Origin of the sequence: Allobosea sp. CS1GBMeth4 (assembly GCF_900185715.1) — a bacterium.
Classification (GTDB): domain Bacteria; phylum Pseudomonadota; class Alphaproteobacteria; order Rhizobiales; family Beijerinckiaceae; genus Allobosea.
Window position 1 is genome coordinate 110,791 of the sequence record NZ_FYAS01000011.1, and the last position, 17,175, is coordinate 127,965.

14 protein-coding genes are annotated in these 17,175 nt (G+C 69.5%); 7 read left to right on the top strand and 7 right to left on the bottom strand.

Features of this window, described 5'->3' with window-relative positions; all coding sequences use genetic code 11:
• Positions 1–134 precede the first annotated feature (134 nt).
• The 6 genes from bamA (at position 135) to lpxB (ending at position 7,152) form a co-directional block, all read left to right on the top strand.
• Complete coding sequence (gene bamA, locus CS1GBM4_RS06235; protein WP_244607081.1) at positions 135–2,606, top strand: outer membrane protein assembly factor BamA; 2,472 nt, start codon at positions 135–137, stop codon at positions 2,604–2,606.
• Between the two features lie 38 nt (positions 2,607–2,644).
• Positions 2,645–3,709, top strand: coding sequence for a UDP-3-O-(3-hydroxymyristoyl)glucosamine N-acyltransferase (gene lpxD / locus CS1GBM4_RS06240; protein ID WP_186417832.1), 1,065 nt, complete (start codon positions 2,645–2,647; stop codon positions 3,707–3,709).
• A gap of 89 nt (positions 3,710–3,798) precedes the next feature.
• The gene (gene fabZ, locus CS1GBM4_RS06245) at positions 3,799–4,257 is read left to right on the top strand and encodes a 3-hydroxyacyl-ACP dehydratase FabZ (protein WP_186417833.1); all 459 of its coding nucleotides are present in this window, start codon (positions 3,799–3,801) and stop codon (positions 4,255–4,257) included.
• A gap of 53 nt (positions 4,258–4,310) precedes the next feature.
• Positions 4,311–5,120, top strand: coding sequence for an acyl-ACP--UDP-N-acetylglucosamine O-acyltransferase (lpxA, locus tag CS1GBM4_RS06250; protein ID WP_186417834.1), 810 nt, complete (start codon positions 4,311–4,313; stop codon positions 5,118–5,120).
• Positions 5,117–5,983, top strand: a complete 867-nt coding sequence (lpxI, locus tag CS1GBM4_RS06255) for a UDP-2,3-diacylglucosamine diphosphatase LpxI (RefSeq protein ID WP_186417835.1) — start codon at positions 5,117–5,119, stop codon at positions 5,981–5,983. The genes lpxA and lpxI overlap by 4 nt, the downstream gene beginning before the upstream one ends.
• Positions 5,980–7,152, top strand: a complete 1,173-nt coding sequence (gene lpxB / locus CS1GBM4_RS06260) for a lipid-A-disaccharide synthase (protein WP_186417836.1) — start codon at positions 5,980–5,982, stop codon at positions 7,150–7,152. The genes lpxI and lpxB overlap by 4 nt, the downstream gene beginning before the upstream one ends.
• A gap of 7 nt (positions 7,153–7,159) precedes the next feature.
• Here the strand turns inward: lpxB and CS1GBM4_RS06265 are convergent, their stop codons facing one another.
• The 3 genes from CS1GBM4_RS06265 to gltX all read right to left on the bottom strand — a co-directional run bounded on the left by CS1GBM4_RS06265 (position 7,160) and on the right by gltX (position 11,270).
• Positions 7,160–8,155 (bottom strand): tripartite tricarboxylate transporter substrate binding protein, encoded by a 996-nt coding sequence (locus CS1GBM4_RS06265; protein ID WP_186417837.1) that lies wholly within the window; start codon positions 8,153–8,155, stop codon positions 7,160–7,162.
• 138 nt (positions 8,156–8,293) lie between these two features.
• Entirely contained in the window at positions 8,294–9,583 is a 1,290-nt protein-coding gene (gene gltA / locus CS1GBM4_RS06270) for a citrate synthase (RefSeq protein ID WP_186417838.1), read from the bottom strand.
• Positions 9,584–9,851: 268 nt separating this feature from the next.
• On the bottom strand, positions 9,852–11,270 hold the full coding sequence (gene gltX, locus CS1GBM4_RS06275) for a glutamate--tRNA ligase (RefSeq protein WP_186417839.1): 1,419 nt from the start codon (positions 11,268–11,270) through the stop codon (positions 9,852–9,854).
• 169 nt (positions 11,271–11,439) lie between these two features.
• On the opposite strand from gltX, the gene CS1GBM4_RS06280 reads away from it, so the two are divergent.
• On the top strand, positions 11,440–13,692 hold the full coding sequence (locus CS1GBM4_RS06280) for a ComEC/Rec2 family competence protein (RefSeq protein ID WP_186417840.1): 2,253 nt from the start codon (positions 11,440–11,442) through the stop codon (positions 13,690–13,692).
• On the opposite strand, the gene lexA is transcribed toward CS1GBM4_RS06280, so the two are convergent.
• From lexA to trpC, 4 genes are all read right to left on the bottom strand, one after another.
• A complete protein-coding gene (gene lexA / locus CS1GBM4_RS06285; RefSeq protein WP_186417841.1) occupies positions 13,686–14,417 on the bottom strand; it encodes a transcriptional repressor LexA in 732 nt (243 codons plus the stop codon). The two genes, CS1GBM4_RS06280 and lexA, sit on opposite strands and share 7 nt — an antisense overlap.
• Positions 14,418–14,669: 252 nt before the next feature.
• Positions 14,670–15,881 (bottom strand): gephyrin-like molybdotransferase Glp, encoded by a 1,212-nt coding sequence (gene glp, locus CS1GBM4_RS06290; protein ID WP_186417842.1) that lies wholly within the window; start codon positions 15,879–15,881, stop codon positions 14,670–14,672.
• Positions 15,878–16,366: a cyclic pyranopterin monophosphate synthase MoaC gene (moaC, locus tag CS1GBM4_RS06295; RefSeq protein ID WP_186417843.1), complete on the bottom strand. Its 489-nt coding sequence runs from the start codon at positions 16,364–16,366 to the stop codon at positions 15,878–15,880. Before moaC ends, glp begins: the two co-directional genes overlap by 4 nt.
• Positions 16,363–17,175: an indole-3-glycerol phosphate synthase TrpC gene (gene trpC, locus CS1GBM4_RS06300; RefSeq protein WP_186417844.1), complete on the bottom strand. Its 813-nt coding sequence runs from the start codon at positions 17,173–17,175 to the stop codon at positions 16,363–16,365. Before trpC ends, moaC begins: the two co-directional genes overlap by 4 nt.

The following is a 17,175-nucleotide window of genomic DNA, read 5'->3' on the forward strand; positions in this document are numbered from 1 at the left end:
GCCTCGCCCGTAGCGGGGTTCCCCGCTTGCGGGGTGGTGACCCAAAGAATGGAATAGGCGACCCGATGACGTCGACGCTTCAGAGCCGGTCCTTGCGCATGCGGCTCTCTCGATCAGTCGGACTTGCGGCCGTCATGGTGGCCGTCAGCGGTGGCGTGGTGTTCGCGCAGTCCGTGATTGTCCAAGGCAACCGTCGTGTCGATGCGGAGACGATCCGCTCCTATGTGACGGGGCAGGGGTCCGGGAGCCCGCAGGAGATTCGCCAGAATCTCATGGCGACCGGCCTGTTCTCGAACGTCCAGGTCAGCCGCCGCGGCGCGCAGACCGTCGTCTCCGTCCAGGAGAACGACACGATCAACCGCGTCGCCTTCGAGGGCAATCGCCGCCTGAAGAGCGACGTCCTGCTCGGCCAGGTCCAGTCCAAGGCCCGCGGTCCGCTGAGCCAGCAGCTGATCGATGCCGACGTCGAGCGCCTGAAGGACGTCTATCGTCGCGCCGGCTACGGCCTGGCGCAGGTCAGCGGCCGCATCCAGCCGCTGCCGAACGGCCGCTCCGACGTGGTCTTCACCATCCAGGAGAGCGGCAAGACCGGCATCAAGTCGATCAACTTCACCGGCAACGGCGCCTTCTCCTCCTCGCGCCTGCGCGGGCTGATGACGTCGACCGAGTCGAACTTCATGAGCTGGATCAAGACCTCCGACGTCTATGATCCGGACCGGATCAATTCCGACCTCGAGCTGATTCGCCGCTACTACCTGAAGAACGGCTATGCGGATTTCCGGATCGTCTCGAGCGATGCCCGCTTCGACGACGCCGCCGGCGGCTGGGTCATCGACGTCGCCGTCGATGAAGGCCCGCAGTACAAGGTCGGCAACGTCGCGGTCGATTCCCGCCTGCGCGACGTCGATCCCGCCGTGCTGGAGTCGCTCGTCAACACCTCCGCCGGCGACACCTACAATGCCGAGGCGGTCGAGCGCTCGCTGGTCACCCTGACCACCGAGGTCGCCAAGCGCGGCTACGCCTTCGCGCAGGTCCGCCCGCGCGGCGAGCGCGACGCGGCCGGCCGCCAGATCGGCATCACCTATGTGGTCGAGGAAGGGCCGCGGGTCTATGTCGAGCGCATCAATGTGCGCGGCAACACCCGCACCCGCGACTATGTCGTTCGCCGCGAGCTCGATCTCGGCGAGGGCGACGCCTACAACAAGGTCTTCATCGACCGCGCCGAGCGCCGCCTGAACAATCTCGGCTTCTTCAACAAGGTCCGCATCACCAACGAGCCGGGCAGCGCGCCCGACCGCGTGGTCGTCAACATCGATGTCGAGGACAAGCCGACCGGCTCGTTCTCGATCGCCGGCGGCTACTCGACCTCGGACGGCGTGATCGGCGAGGTCTCGCTGTCGGAATCGAACTTCCTCGGCCGCGGCCAGTATGTCCGCATCGCCGGCACGATGGGCCAGCGCACCCAGGGCATCGACTTCTCGTTCACCGAGCCCTACTTCCTCGGCCATCGCATCGCGGCGGGCTTCGACCTGTTCTCGAAGTTCAACGACAACCAGAACATCGGCTATTTCGAGAGCCGGGTGACCGGCGGCCAGGTCAGGTTCTCCTTCCCGATCACGGAGGAGTTCTCGATCACGCCGCGCTACTCGATCTACTCGACCGAGATCAAGATCCCGAACACCTATTCGAAGCCCTACAACGATTGCAGCTTCCCAATCGACGGCATCACGCCCGGCACGGCGGGCGCCTCGACGGCGACGACGGCTTTCAACTGCCTGACGAACGGCGAGGCGTCGGTCGCGGTCAAGGAGGCACGGGGCACCACCCTGACCTCGCTGGTCGGCCTGAACTTCAACTACAACTCGCTCGACAACTATCAGAACCCGCGCAACGGCTTCGTCGCCGAGATCAAGCCGGAGTTCGCGGGCGTCGGCGGCGATTCGAAGTTCCTGCGCGTCAGCGCCGATGCGCGCTACTATCGCGAATTCCTCGAGGATTTCGTCGGTATCGCCCGCGTCCAGGCCGGTCACGTGCAGGCGACCGGCGGTGGCGATCTGCGCATGATCGACCACTACTTCCTCGGCCCGACCCTGGTGCGTGGCTTCGCGCCCTCCGGCATCGGCCCGCGCGACGTGCTCAACGACCCGACCGGCAACGCGCTGGGCGGCACCACCTATTTCGGCGGTTCGCTCGAAGTGCAGTTCCCGATCTTCGGTCTGCCGCGCGATCTCGGCCTGAAGGGCGCGGTCTTCGCCGATGCCGGCACGCTGTTCAACTATGACGGCGGCTCGAAGGTGATCACCAACGGCAATTTCGGCAGCTGCCCGGCGGGCACGGAAGCGCGTCAGTTCAACGTCGCGATCGTCTCGGGCTATCAGAGCAACGTGGCCTGCGTGCGCGACAAGAACGTCATCCGTTCCTCGGTCGGCGTGAGCTTGCTGTGGCAGTCGCCGCTCGGCCCGATCCGCTTCGACTATGCCTACGCCCTGTCGAAGGATGACGGCCAGATCGGCACCGCCGTTCTTCCCAATGGGCAGACCATCACCGGCAAGTTCGGCGGCGACCGCACGCAGGCCTTCCGCTTCTCGGGCGGCGCCCGCTTCTGACCGGCGGGGCGCGGACGCGCCCCGCAACGGATCATCTTATGGCAGATCCCAGTTTCTTTCCGATCGCGACCTCGCTGTCCTTCAGCGAGGTCGCTTCCTTGTCGGGCACCAGCTTGCCGGACGGCGTCGACCCGGAGCGCCGGGTCGAGGGCGTGGCGCCGCTCGAGACGGCCGGCGGCAGCGACGCCGCCTATATGGACAACCCGAAATATGTCGCGGCGCTGACCGGGACCGCGGCCGGGCTCTGCTTCGTCTCGCCGCGTTTCGCCGAGCGCGTTCCGGCCGGAACGGCCGCCCTGGTCACGCCGGCGCCCTATCATGCCTTCGCCAAGCTGCTCTCGGTCTTTCACCCGGGGGCGCTGCGGCCGGGCTCGATGTTCGGCTCGGCCGGGGTCGCCCCGGGGGCCTTCGTGCATGCGACGGCGCGGCTCGAGGCCGACGTGACCGTCGACCCCGGCGCGGTGATCGGCCCCGGCGCCGAGATCGGGGCCGGCACGGTGATCGGCCCGCATGCGGTGATCGGGCCGCAGGTCCGGATCGGCCGGCAATGCGCGGTCGGCGCCGGCGCGACGCTGCAGGCGGCGCTGATCGGCAACCGCGTCATCATCCATCCGGGCGTGCGGATCGGCCAGGACGGCTTCGGCTTCGCCATGGGGCCGAAGGGGCACATGAAGGTGCCGCAGGTCGGGCGCGTCATCATCCAGGATGATGTCGAGATCGGCGCCAACACGACGATCGATCGCGGCGCCAGCCGCGACACCGTGATCGGCGAAGGCAGCAAGATCGATAATCTCGTCCAGATCGGCCACAATTGCGTCGTCGGCCGCCATTGCGTGATCTGCGCCCAGGTCGGTATGGCCGGTTCGAGCACGCTCGAGGATTTCGCCGTGCTCGGCGGGCAGGTCGGCCTGGCGGGGCATCTGACGGTCGGGATGGGCGCGCAGGTCGCGGCCCAGAGCGGCGTCGCCGGCGATATCCCGCGCGGCGCGCGCTATGGCGGCTATCCGGCCCAGCCGGCGCTGAGCTGGGCGCGCGAGGCCGCCCTGCTCAAGCAGCTGGTTGCCAAGCGCGGCAAGGGCCCGGGCGGCGGCGAAAACGCTTGATCTCAGGCCGGCTTCCGGCAAAAGCAGCTTTGCGCGACAGATGGCGTGCGCCGGCGCGGGCTGCGGGGCGTTCGAGGAGACGAGACACGATGACGGATGCGACCAAAGCGCTCGGCGTGGCCGATATCCAGAAGATCATGGCCTGCATCCCGCATCGTTATCCGTTCCTGCTGGTCGACAAGGTCGTCGAGATCGACGGAGATGCCTCAGGCGTCGGCATCAAGAACGTCACCTTCAACGAGCCGCAGTTCACCGGGCATTTCCCCGGCCGGCCGGTCTTCCCGGGCGTGCTGATGATCGAGGCGATGGCGCAGACGGCGGGCGTGCTCGTCGTCAATGCGCGTGGCAGCGACGAGCTCGCCGTCTCCACCGTGCTGTTCACCACCATCGACAAGGCCAAGTTCCGCAAGCCGGTCGGCCCAGGCGACACGCTGCGCTTCCACCTGACCAAGGTGGCGCACAAGCGCAATATCTGGTTCTACCGGGGCGAAGCCAAGGTCGACGGCGTCCTCGTCGCCGAGGCCGAGCTCTCGGCGATGGTCGTGTGAGCGGCGCAATCGGCATGCACGCTCCCGTTCCAGGCCAGACGCAGGATTCCGCCATGAGCACCTCGATCCATCCGATGGCGATCGTCGATCCGGCCGCGCGGCTCGGAGCGGGCGTCAAGATCGGCCCGTTCTGCACGGTCGGCCCCGATGTCGCGCTCGGCGACGGCGTCGAGCTGATCAGCCATGTCGCCGTCGCCGGCCGCACCACGATCGGTCCGCGCACCAGGATCTATCCCTTCGCCTCGATCGGGCATCCGCCGCAGGACCTGAAATACAAGGGCGAGCCATCGACGCTGACGATCGGCGCCGATTGCGTGATCCGCGAAGGCGTGACGATGAATCCGGGTACCGAGGGCGGCGGCATGAAGACCGTCATCGGCGATCGCGGTCTGTTCCTCGCCAACTCGCATGTCGGCCATGACAGCGTGATCGGCCAGAGCGTGATCTTCTCCAACAATGTGATGTGCGCGGGCCACGTCACGGTCGGGGATTTCGTCATCGTCAGCGGCGGGACTGGCCTGCATCAGTTTGTGCGCATCGGCGACCATGCCTTCATCGGCGGCGGCGCGGGCGTGATGCTCGACGTCATTCCGTTCGGCATGGTGCGGGACAACCCCGCCCATCTGGCGGGTCTCAACCTTGTCGGGCTCAAGCGGCGCGGCTTCTCGCGCGAGCAGATCCACGAACTGCGCCGCGCCTACCGCCTGCTCTTCGCGGATGAGGGCACCCTCGCCGAGCGCGTCGAGGATGTCGCCGGAGAATTCGCGGAGCATCCGCTGATCCACGAGATCCTGGACTTCATCCGCGCCGGCGGCGACCGCGGCATCTGCGTGCCGCACGACGTGACCTCTCCGGAACGGTGAACGGCCCGGCCGACACGGCGGCCCCGCGCGGCCACCGCCGGCTCGCCGTCGTGGCGGGCCGAGGAGAATACCCGCTGCGCGTCGTCGAAGCAGCGCTGGCGCAGGGGGCGGAGGTCTATGTCGCGGCGCTCGCCGGCGCGGCCGATCCGTCGGACTATGCCGCCTACGATGTCGCGGAGTACCGGCTCGGGCAGCTCGGGCGGTTTCTGGACGAGATCAAGCGTCGCGGAATCGGCGAGATCGTCATGATCGGCGGGCTGCCGCGGCCGAGCTTCGGCGCGCTGGCGCCGGAATTGTCGACGCTGAAATACCTGCCGCATTTCGCCCGCGCCTTCCAGGGGGGGGACGACCATCTGCTGCGCGGCGTCGTCAGCTTCTTCGAAGGCCAGGGGCTGCGCGTGCTCGGGCCGGCCGACCTCGCTCCCGATCTCGTCGCGCCCGCCGGAGCGCTCGGGCGCCACAGGCCGACCGCCGGCGCGCGAGCGGCGATCGCGACTGGCTTCGAGCTGCTGGCGGCGCTCTCGCCCTTCGATATCGGGCAGGCGGCGATCGTCGCCGACCATCGCATCGTCGCCGTCGAGGCGGCCGAAGGCACCGATGCGATGATCGAGCGGATCGGCGCTCTCGTCGAGGCCGGGCGCCTCAAGCTCGGCAAGGGCGACGGCGTGCTGGTCAAGGCGCCGAAGCTCGGACAGGATCTCAGGGTCGACATGCCGGCGATCGGCCCGGACACGGTGACGCGCGCGGCGGCGGCCGGGCTCGCCGGGATCGCGGTCAGGGCCGGCAGTGTTCTGGTCGGCGACCGGGCCAGGCTGGCGACGCTGGCCGACGCTTCCGGCCTGTTCGTCGAGGGCGTGGCGTGACCCGGCCGTTCAGGCTCTTCATCGTCGCGGGCGAAGCATCGGGCGATGCGCTCGGGGCACGCTTCGTGGCGCGGCTGCGCGAGGTTCTGGGCGCTCGCCCGCTCGAATTGTCGGGCGTCGGCGGCGAGGCGCTGATCGCCGAGGGACTCCACAGCGTCTTCCCGCAGGAGGACATCGCCGTCATGGGCTTCGGCCCCGTCGTCGCGCGCCTGCCGCTGCTGCTGCGCCGGATGTCGGACGCGGCCCGTGCCGCTGCCGCCTTCGCGCCGGACCTGCTGCTCACCATCGACTCGCCCGACTTCAGCCTGCGCGTCGCGAAGAAAGTCCGGCGGTTGTCGCCCCATGTGCCGATCGCGCACTGGGTCTGCCCGAGCGTCTGGGCCTGGCGGCAGGGGCGGGCCCGGCGGATGAAGCCCCATGTCGACCGGATCCTGGCGCTGCTGCCCTTCGAGCCGGCTGCGCTGGAGCGGCTCGGCGGGCCGCAGACGGTCTATGTCGGCCATCCACTGATCGAACGGCTCGACGCCTACCGGCCCGGCCCGGCGGAGACGGCCCGGCGGAACGACACGCAATCCCCGACGATCCTGATCCTGCCCGGCAGCCGGCGCTCCGAGATCCGGCATCTGCTGCCGCCCTTCGGCGAGGCTGTCGCACTGGTCGCCGAACGGCTGCCGGGAGCGCGCTTCGTGCTGCCGGCCGTGCCGCGCCTGGTGGAGGCGATCACGCAGCTCGCCGCCGACTGGCGCGTCAAGCCGGAGATCGTGACCAGCGAGGCGGCGAAGCTGGCGGCGTTCCGCGAGGCGAGGGCGGCGCTGGCGGCATCGGGAACCGTGACGCTCGAACTGGCGTTGGCGCAGGTGCCGACGGTCGCGGCCTATCGCGGCGCCGCCTGGGAGGCGGCGCTGGCGCGGCGTCTCGTCAAGCTGCCGAGCGTGATCCTGCCCAATCTGATCATCGGCGAGAACGTGGTGCCGGAATTCATCCAGGACGAGGCCTCGCCGCGGGCCCTGGCCGATGCGGTCCTGGCCGCCATCTCCGGCGGCCCGGCCCGCGAGCGCCAGCTCGACGGCTTCGCCAGGGTCGAGCAGAGCATGCGCAGTGCCGGCCCGAGCCCGGCGGCGAACGCCGTCGCCGCGGCGCTCGCCCTCGTGCCGGACCGGGGCGGTTGAGACCCGGCTACTCGACGACCGCGCCCGAGGCCTTGGCGATCGGCGCCCATTTTGCCAGCTCGGCCTTGACGTGCTCGCCGAGCGCTTCCGGCGTCGAGCCGACGATCACCGCGCTGACATCCTCCAGACGCTGCTTCACATGGGCGTCCTTGAGCGAGTCGTTCGCGGCGGCGTTGAGCCTGTCGACGATCGGACGCGGCAGCTTGGCCGGTCCGAACAGCGCGTTCCAGGTATAGGTCTCGTAGCCCGCGAGGCCGCCCTCGGCGATGGTCGGCAGGTCCGGGAAGGAGGGGACGCGGTCCCTGGTGGTGACGCCGATGGCGCGCAACTGGCCGCTGCGGATGAACTGCGCCGAGGAGGGCAGATTGTCGAACATGATCGGGACGGCGCCGGAAACGACATCGTTCAGCGCCGGCCCGGCGCCACGATAAGGCACATGATTCATGCTCACGCCGCCGAGCGACTTGAACAGCTCGCCGGAGAGATGCAGCGGCGTCCCGACGCCGGACGAGGCGTAGGAGTACTTGCCCGGATTGTCCTTCAGCAGCTTCAGCACCTCCGGCACGGTCTTGGCCGGGAAGCTCGGATGCACGACCATGACGTTGGGCACCACCGCCAGCAGCGAGATCGGCGTGAAGTCCTTGACGGCATCGAAGGTCACGGTCTTCAGGATCGCCGGGTTGAGCGCATGGGTCGAGATCGTGCCGAGCAGCAGGGTGTAGCCGTCGGGCTGGGCGCGGGCCACCGCGGTCGAGCCGATATTGCCGCCGGCGCCGGCGCGGTTGTCGATCACGATCGACTGGCCGAGCAACTCGCCCATCTTCTGGCCGACGAGGCGGGCGACGATGTCGGTCGATCCGCCGGCGGCGAAGGGCACGATCAGCGAGATCGGCCGCGTCGGGAACTGCGCCTGCGCAAGGGCGGAACCGGCCGCTCCGGCGAGGGGCAGGGCGGATGCGCCGGCCAGGAAACCGCGGCGGCTGAGACCTTCGGCTTTCGACATGAATGCGAACCTCTGTTTCGGGGTCGGCACAGTAGCGCGTCGATCCGACGCGTCATGCGCGCGGAATGCATCAATCCCGCGAAACAATGAAGGCCGCGACGGGGCGTCGCGGCCTTCATTGGTCGGGATCGGATTGCGTCAGCGGCGGCCGATCGGAGTGTAGTCGCGCCGGGGAGCGCCAGTGTAGAGCTGGCGCGGGCGGCCGATGCGCTGGGACGGATCCTCGATCATCTCCTTCCACTGCGCGATCCAGCCGATGCTGCGCGCCAGGGCGAACAGCGCCGTGAACATCGAGGTCGGGAAGCCCATCGCCTTCAGGGTGATGCCCGAATAGAAATCGATGTTCGGATAGAGCTTCTTCTCGATAAAGTACTCGTCGTGCAGGGCGATGCGCTCGAGCTCGATCGCGACGTCGAGCAGCGGATCGTCCTTGATGCCGAGCTCGGCCAGAACCTCATGCGTGGTCTTCTGCATGATCTTGGCGCGCGGGTCGTAGTTCTTGTAGACCCGGTGGCCGAAGCCCATCAGGCGGAACGGATCGTTCTTGTCCTTGGCCTTGGCGATGTATTTCGGGATGTTGTCGACGCTGCCGATCTCCTCGAGCATCTTCAGGGCCGCCTCGTTGGCGCCGCCATGGGCTGGGCCCCACAGGCAGGCGACGCCGGCGGCGATGCAGGCGAAGGGGTTGGCGCCGGAGGAGCCGGCGAGCCTGACCGTCGAGGTCGAGGCATTCTGCTCATGGTCGGCGTGCAGGATGAAGATGCGGTCGAGCGCGCGCGACAGCACCGGATTGACCTTGTAGTCCTCGGCCGGCACGGCGAAGCACATGCGCAGGAAGTTCGAGGTGTAGTCGAGCGAGTTCAGCGGATACACGAAGGGCTGGCCGATCGTGTACTTGTAGGCCATCGCCGCCAGCGTCGGCATCTTCGCGATCATCCGCATCGAGGCGATCATGCGCTGCTGCGGGTCCGAGATGTCGGTCGAGTCATGATAGAAGGCCGACATGGCGCCGACCGAGGCGACCAGGACCGCCATCGGATGCGCATCGCGGCGGAAGCCCTGGAAGAAGCGGGCCATCTGCTCGTGCACCATGGTGTGGCGCGTCACGCGATAGTCGAAATCCGCCTTCTGCGCGGCGGTCGGCAGTTCGCCGTAGAGCAGCAGATAGCAGGTCTCGAGGAAGTCGCCATGCTCGGCGAGCTGCTCGATCGGGTAGCCGCGATAGAGCAGGACGCCCTCGTCGCCGTCGATATAGGTGATCTGCGACTCGCAGCTCGCCGTCGAGGTGAAGCCGGGATCGTAGGTGAACATCCCGGTCTGGGCATAGAGCTTGCCGATGTCGATGACCGACGGCCCGATCGAACCCGCTTTGACCGGCATGTCGACGGACTTGCCCTCGACGGTCAGCTGGCTGGTGTTTCCGCTCATGGATCCGATCCTTTCAGGCTCGTTCTTCAGTCATGTCCCGGTCGGACGGAAACGCCGGCCGCTTTTCGCATTCGGGCGTCATCCGAAACTCCCACGATGACGGCTCCATGACGGGAAGGTCCGAGGTCGGCAGGCGGGAAAGGTTCATCAGACTGATTTTGAAGCATTTTTTGTGCCGGCCCGGCAGGGGTGGTCGCCGGGCCGCAGCGCGTTGCTAGACCAATTCCGCGAGGCGTTCAACCGAGCGGTCATTAGCCTTTCCGACGCCTCAGGCCGCATCGGCGAGGCGCGCCAGCACCTCCTCGCGGCCGAGCACGGCCATCACGTCGAACAGGCCGGGCGAGGTGGTCTTGCCGGTCAGTGCCGCGCGCAGGGGCTGCGCCACCTGGCCGAGCTTGACGCCGCTCTCCTCGGCGAAGTCGCGGATCGCGCTCTCCAGTGGCGGCGGCGCCCAATCCGACACCGCCGAGAGCTTCTCCGCCAGTTTCGGCAGGCGCTGGCGGGCCGCGTCGTCGAGCAGAGCCGCTGCCTTCGGCTCGAGAGCCAGCGGGCGCGTGGCATAGAGATAGGAGGCGCTGTCGATGAGCTCGATCAGCGTCTTGGCACGCTCCTTCAGACCCGGCATTGCCGCCATCAGCTTCGCCTCCAGCTCCGGAGACGGCTCTGCGCCGATCCCGCGCGCCGGGCCGATCTCCGGCCAGATCGCCTTCAGCGCGGTCATCAATTCGTGATCCTCCGACTGGCGCATATAGAGGCCGTTGAGGTTCTCGAGCTTGGCGTAGTCGAAGCGGGCCGGCGAACGGCCGATCGAGGACAGGTTGAACAGCGAGACCATCTCCTCGGTCGAGAAGATCTCCTGGTCGCCATGGCTCCAGCCGAGGCGCAACAGATAGTTGCGCAGCGCGACCGGCAGATAGCCCATCGAGCGATAGGCATCGACGCCGAGCGCGCCATGCCGCTTCGACAATTTGGCGCCGTCCGGCCCGTGGATCAGCGGAATATGCGACATGCTCGGCACCGTCCAGCCGAGCGCCTGGTAGATCTGCGTCTGGCGGGCGGCATTGGTCAGGTGGTCGTCGCCGCGGATGATGTGCGTGACGCCCATGTCGTGATCGTCGACGACCACGGCGAGCATGTAGGTCGGGTTGCCGTCGGAGCGCAGCAGCACGAGATCGTCGAGGTTCTCGTTCTGCCAGACGACACGGCCCTGGACCTCGTCCTCGACCACGGTCTCGCCGGTCTGCTCGGCCTTGAGGCGGATCACCGGCTTGACGCCTTCCGGTGCGGTCGCCGGATCGCGGTCGCGCCAGCGCCCGTCATAACGCAGCGGCTTGCCCTCGGCGCGCGCTTTCTCGCGCATCTCCTCGAGCTCCTGCGGCGTCGCATAGCAGTAATAGGCCTTGCCGGCGGCGAGCATCTGCTCGGCCACCTCGCGATGGCGCGCGGCGCGCTGGAACTGATAGACGGTCTGCCCGTCCCAATCGAGGCCGAGCCAGGACAGGCCGTCCAGGATCGCGGCGATGGCGGACTCGGTCGAGCGTTCGCGGTCGGTGTCCTCGATGCGCAGCAGCATCTTGCCGCCATGGCGACGGGCATAGAGCCAGTTGAACAGCGCGGTGCGGGCACCGCCGATATGCAGGAATCCGGTTGGCGACGGCGCGAAGCGCGTGACGACCGTATCGCTCATGAAAGGAGGCTCCGGCGGAACGGGTGAGCGTGAGGCGAGGGCGACTTCGATGCGGGCCTCGGCCGGGGCTGACATCCGGCGCCGCCGCTGTAACATGGCTTGCCAGCCGCCGTTAAGAGCCTCCTGCGGGGAGGGGGCGCGATCGACGCGGCTGCGACGGGGGGACGGGATGCTCTCCTACGGGCCGGACGAGCGCCGTAGCCGGGTGCGTGCCGGCGCGCTGGCGCTGCCGGCGCGCCGGCGTCGCGTCGCCCTGGTCCCGGCCCTTCCGCTGCACGAATGGGGCGGCCGCCTCCGCCGGGCGCTCGCGACCGAGCACGAGCGGCGCCGCCTGTTCAACTGGCTGCCGGTCTGCATGGGCGCCGGCGTGCTGCTCTATTTCCTCGCCGACCGCGAGCCGGGCCCGGCCGGGCCCTTGACCGGCCTGGCGCTTTGCGCGCTGGCCGGGCTGCTGACGCGCCGGCGCCGCATGGTGACGGCGGTCTGCATCGCCGCCGCGGCGACCTTCGCCGGCTTCGCCGCGGCGACCTTGAGGACGGCGAGCGTCGCGGGCCCGGCGCTGGCGCGGAACCATGTCGGCAGGCTGACCGGCTTCGTCGAGACGCTCGAGCAGCGCGAGAAGGGGGTGCGCATCGTCGTCCGGGTCACCGATCTGCCGGGCGTCGAGCCGGCGCAGCGGCCGCGGCGGGTGCGCGTCAGCACGCCGATGACGACGCTGAGGCCCGGCGACCATATCAGCGCGACGGCGCGGCTCCTGCCGCCGCCCGGGCCGGCGCGCCCCGGCGGCTACGACTTCGCCCGCGACGCCTTCTTCCAGGGCATCGGCGCCGTCGGCAACATCGCCGGCAAGGTCGCGCTCGCGCCGGCGCCGGTCCCGATGCCGCGCCGGCTCGCAATCGCCGTGGCGATCGACCAGGCCCGCAACGGGCTGACCGAACGGATCGCGACCAGCGGAGGCGGGCAGGCGGGGGCGATGGCGGCGGCGCTGGTCACCGGCAAGCGCGGGCTGATCAGCGAGGAGACCAACAACGATCTGCGCGCCGCCGGCATCTACCACATCGTCTCGATCTCGGGCCTGCACATGGTGCTCGCCGCCGGCACGATCTTCTGGCTGGCGCGGGCGCTGCTCGCGCTGTCGCAGACGGCGGCGCTGCACTGGCCGGTGAAGAAGCTCGCGGCGCTCGCCGCCATGCTCGGCGCGACCGCCTATTGCATCTTCTCCGGCGCCGAGGTCGCGACGGAGCGCTCGCTGATCATGACGCTGGTGATGCTGGGCGCGATCCTGGTGGACCGGCCGGCGCTCAGCATGCGCAACCTCGCGCTCGCGGCGATGATCGTGCTGCTGCGCGAGCCGGAGGCGCTGCTCGGGCCGAGCTTCCAGATGTCGTTCGGAGCGGTGGCGGCGCTGATCGCCTTCGCCGAGCGCTGGCAGGAGCGGGCGCCGGATGCGGCCGCGGCCTCCTGGCCCTGGCCGCTGCGGCCGCTCTGGCTCTCCGCCATCGGCATCCTGACCACGACCATGGTCGCGACCGCTGCGACGGCGCCCTACGGCGTCTACCATTTCCAGACCTTCAACCCGTTCGGCCTGCTCGGCAACGCGCTGGCTCTGCCCTTCGTCTCGCTGATGGTGATGCCGGCCGCGGTCTTCGGCGTGCTCGCCTATCCCTTCGGGCTCGACTGGCCGGCCTGGGCGTTGATGGGTTGGGCCTCCGGCCTGGTGCTCCAGCTCGCGCACTGGGTCGCCGGCATCGAGCGCTCGACACTGGTGCTGCCGGCCTTCGGCCCGCTGGCGCTGCTCCTGTTCTCGCTGGCGCTGCTCTGGCTGACCCTGTGGACGACGGCGCTGCGTTTCCTCGCCGCCTTGCCGCTGGCCGGCGGGCTGGCGCTGGCCTCGGCGCCGTCCCGGCCGGACATCCTGATCGAGCGCGACGGCTCGGGCGTGCTGGTGCGCGGAGCGGAGGGCAAGATGGTGCTGGCCGGCAAGCCGAGCCGCTTCGTGCTGACGCAATGGCTGCACGCCGATGGCGATGCGCGCTCGCCGGACGACGCGGCATTACGCGAGGGGGCGGCCTGCGACGCCCGCGGCTGCGTCATCCGCCTGGCGGATGGCCGCAGCGTCGCCTATACGCGCGACCGTATCGCCCTGGTCGAGGACTGCCGCCGGGCCGATCTCGTGGTGACCTCGCTCTACTGGAGCGCGCCCTGCGCGGCCCGGCTGATCGACCGCAGCGCGCTGATCCGCGATGGCGCGACGGCCTATCATGCCGCCCGCGGCGGCTGGCGCGCCTATACGGCCGACGAGGTCACGCGCTTGCGCCCCTGGACCCGTGCCCGGCCCGAGACGCGGCCGGACACCCAATCCGCAGCCGCGCCGTCTCCGGTCACAGCAGAGCCGGCGCAGGATTCAGACGCGCTTCAGTAGCGCCGCATCAGGTTGACGAGCCGGCCCTGGATCTTGACCCGGTCGGGCCCGAGCACGCGCGTCTCATAGGCGGGGTTCGCAGCTTCCAGCGCGATCGAGGAGCCGCGCTTGCGCAGCCGCTTCAGCGTCGCCTCCTCATCGTCGATCAGGGCGACGATGATGTCGCCGGTATTGGCCGAGTCCTGCTTGCGGATCACGACGGTGTCGCCGTCGAGGATGCCGGCCTCGATCATCGAATCGCCGCGGACCTCGAGGGCGAAATGCTCGCCGCCGCCGAGCATGTCGGCCGGGAGGGATACGCTGTGGCTGCGATCCTGGATCGCCGAGATCGGCGTGCCGGCGGCGATGCGGCCCATGACGGGGATCGAGACGGTGGAGCGCCCGCTCTCCTCGCCGCCGCTCTGGCGCGGCTTCGCCAGGCCGGGCGCCGGCACCGGCGGGGTCTGGCCGAGCCCGCCCTGGACGACGGAGGGGTTGAAGCGGCCGCGCTGCGCCTGCGGTCCGCCGATTCCATCCGGCATCTTGATGACCTCGAGGGCGCGCGCCCGGTTCGGAAGCCGCCGAATGAAGCCGCGCTCCTCCAGCGCCATGATCAGCCGGTGGATGCCGGATTTCGAGCGCAGGTCGAGCGCGTCCTTCATCTCGTCGAAGGAGGGCGGTACGCTGGTTTCGCGCAGGCGCTCATGGATGAAGCGAAGCAGTTCGAACTGTTTGCGTGTCAGCATGGTCGCGCCGTTCGCCTCTCGGGCTGGAATCGAAACAAAGCGCGAACACCATACCCGTTCGCCTTGTGTTCCGCAAGGGTATCGATGCGATAAGAGCCTGTTCCATCCCAGGATTGTCATCCCGGGCGACCGAAGGGAAACCCGGGCTCCATTCCGGAGCCTGCCCAATAAAGGTTCGGGAATGGAGTCCGGATCGGCGCGGCGTCGCCGCTTGTCCGGGATGAGGCCGTCGGGATGTGACGTCTGCTATCGCTATCTCAACCGGATGACGCGGCAGGGATCGCCGGCCCTGGCCGGCTCGGCGAAGGCGGGGCGGATCAGCAGGGCCTCGGCGCGCGCCAGGTTCGCCAGCATCGAGGAGTCCTGCTTGGCGAAGGGCCTGACGCGCCGCTCGCCGTCGTGCACCTCGAAGGTCGCGCGCAGATAATCCTGGCGCTCGTCATTGCCCCGCAGGTCGGCAGCGAGGATGGCGGGCTCGCTGCGGTCGCGCTCGGGATCGGCGATGCCGAGCAGGGCCTCGACCAGCGGCATCGCGAAAAGATGGCCGCAGACGATCGAGGAGACCGGATTGCCGGGCAGGCCGAGCGCGACCATGGCGCCGAGCCGGCCCATCATCATCGGCTTGCCCGGACGCATCGCGATCTTCCAGAAGCCCAGTTCCATGCCCTGCGCCTTCAGCGCCGCCTGGACGAGATCATGCTCGCCGACCGAGGCGCCGCCGAGCGTGACGAGGACGTCGGCGCCGGCCCGGCGCGCCGCCTCGATCTTGCCGGCGAGGTCGGGGTGATTGTCACGGGCGATGCCGAGATCGAGCACGGCGCCACCGGCCTGCTCGACCAGCGCCGCCAATGCGAAGCTGTTGGAGGCGACGATCTGGTCGGGGCCGACCGGCTCGCCCGGCAGGACGAGCTCGTCGCCGGTGGCGAGGATCGCGACCAATGGCTTGCGGCGGACGGCGAGCGCGGGGTGTCCCGCCGCCGCGGCGAGGCCGAGCGCGGCGCTGTCGAGCCGGCGGCCGGCCGCGAGCAGGACCTCGCCGGTCTCGAAATCGAGCCCGGCCGGGCGGACGAACTGCCCCTTGCCCGCCGGCCTGGCGACACGGATGAGCGGCCCGCCCACGCCCTCGGCGTCTTCCTGGATCAGGATCGCGTCGGCGCCGTCGGGGATGGGGGCGCCCGTGAAGATACGCACCGCCTCGCCCGGGCCGACCGAGCCGGCAAAGCCGCGGCCGGCGGCGGCTTCGCCGACGACCCTCAGCTCCTGGCCAGCCTCCAGATCGGCGGCGCGGGCGGCATAGCCGTCCATGGCGGAATTGGCGAAGGGCGGCTGGGTCCGCAGCGCCGCGACGTCCGCGGCCAGGACGCGGCCGGCGCATTGCGACAATGGCAGCATCTCCCCGGGCGTCGGGCCGGGCACGCTGTCGAGCAGGGCCCTGAGGGCGACGGGGACGGGGGTGAGGCTCACGCTTCGCGTCCCGCGAGATCGTAGCGTCCGGACTTGCCGCCGGATTTGTGCACGAGCCTGACGCCCTCGATATGCATGGCGCGGTCGACCGCCTTCACCATGTCGTAAACGGTGAGGCAGGCGACGCTGACGGCGGTGAGCGCTTCCATTTCGACGCCGGTCTTGCCGGTGAGCCTGACCTCGGCACGGACGCGCACGCCCGGCAGCGCTTCGTCGATCGCAAGGTCGACCGCGATCTTCGAGAGCAACAGCGGGTGGCAGAGCGGGATCAGCTCATGGGCGCGCTTGGCCGCCATGATGCCGGCGATACGGGCAGTGCCGAGCACGTCGCCCTTCCTGGCCTCGCCGGCGCGGACGATCGCCAGCGTCTCAGGCAGCATCACGACCTGGCCTTCGGCGACGGCGACCCGCGCGGTCTCGGCCTTGTCGCCGACATCGACCATATGGGCCTCGCCCTTGTGGTCGAGATGGGTGAGGCGGCTCACGCCGCCACCTCGGCGGCCTGACCGGTCAGGAGCTGCCGGGTCGCGGCCGTGACGTCGGCCTGGCGCATCAGGCTCTCGCCGACCAGGAAGGTGTCGACGCCGCAGGCCTGCAGGCGGGTGATGTCGGCATGGCTGAAGATGCCGCTCTCGCCGACCAGAAGCCGGTCCTTCGGCACACGCGGCGCCAGCCGCTCGGTGACGGCGAGGTCGAGCTCGAAGCTGCGCAGGTCGCGGTTGTTGATGCCGACGAGGCGGGTGTCGAGCGCGAGCGCGCGCTCCAGCTCGGCCTCGTCATGGACCTCGGCGAGCGCCGCCATCCCCAGCGCCTTCGCCGTGGCGACGAGGTCGCGCGCGGCGGCGTCGTCGAGGGAGGCCATGATGATCAGGACGCAGTCGGCGCCCCAGCTCCTCGCCTCGAACACCTGGTAGGGCTCGAACATGAAGTCCTTGCGCAGGGCCGGCAGTCCGGAAGCGGCGCGTGCCCCGGCGAGATATTCCGGCCGGCCCTGGAAGGAGGGGGTGTCGGTGAGGACCGAGAGGCAGGCGGCGCCGCCTTCGGCATAGGCCCGCGCCAGCGCCGGCGGATCGAAATCGGCGCGGATCAGGCCCTTGGAGGGCGACGCCTTCTTGATCTCGGCGATCAGGGCCGGCCGGCCGGCGCGATGCTTCTCCTCCAGCGCCCTGATGAAGTCGCGCGCCGGCGGCTGGGCCGCGGCGCGCTTCTCGATCTCGGCCTGGGGAACCGCCCGGCGGGCGGCGGCGATCTCCTCGCGCTTATAGGCCTCGATCCGCTTCAGGATGTCCGACAT

Coding starts and splice junctions, on each gene's coding strand:
- bamA (WP_244607081.1), top strand. CDS start 135: ATGGTGGCCGTCAGCGGTGGCGTGGTGTTCGCGCAGTCCGTGATTGTC.
- lpxD (WP_186417832.1), top strand. CDS start 2,645: ATGGCAGATCCCAGTTTCTTTCCGATCGCGACCTCGCTGTCCTTCAGC.
- fabZ (WP_186417833.1), top strand. CDS start 3,799: ATGACGGATGCGACCAAAGCGCTCGGCGTGGCCGATATCCAGAAGATC.
- lpxA (WP_186417834.1), top strand. CDS start 4,311: ATGAGCACCTCGATCCATCCGATGGCGATCGTCGATCCGGCCGCGCGG.
- CS1GBM4_RS06265 (WP_186417837.1), bottom strand. CDS start 8,155: ATGTCGAAAGCCGAAGGTCTCAGCCGCCGCGGTTTCCTGGCCGGCGCA.
- gltA (WP_186417838.1), bottom strand. CDS start 9,583: ATGAGCGGAAACACCAGCCAGCTGACCGTCGAGGGCAAGTCCGTCGAC.
- gltX (WP_186417839.1), bottom strand. CDS start 11,270: ATGAGCGATACGGTCGTCACGCGCTTCGCGCCGTCGCCAACCGGATTC.
- CS1GBM4_RS06280 (WP_186417840.1), top strand. CDS start 11,440: ATGCTCTCCTACGGGCCGGACGAGCGCCGTAGCCGGGTGCGTGCCGGC.
- lexA (WP_186417841.1), bottom strand. CDS start 14,417: ATGCTGACACGCAAACAGTTCGAACTGCTTCGCTTCATCCATGAGCGC.
- trpC (WP_186417844.1), bottom strand. CDS start 17,175: ATGTCGGACATCCTGAAGCGGATCGAGGCCTATAAGCGCGAGGAGATC.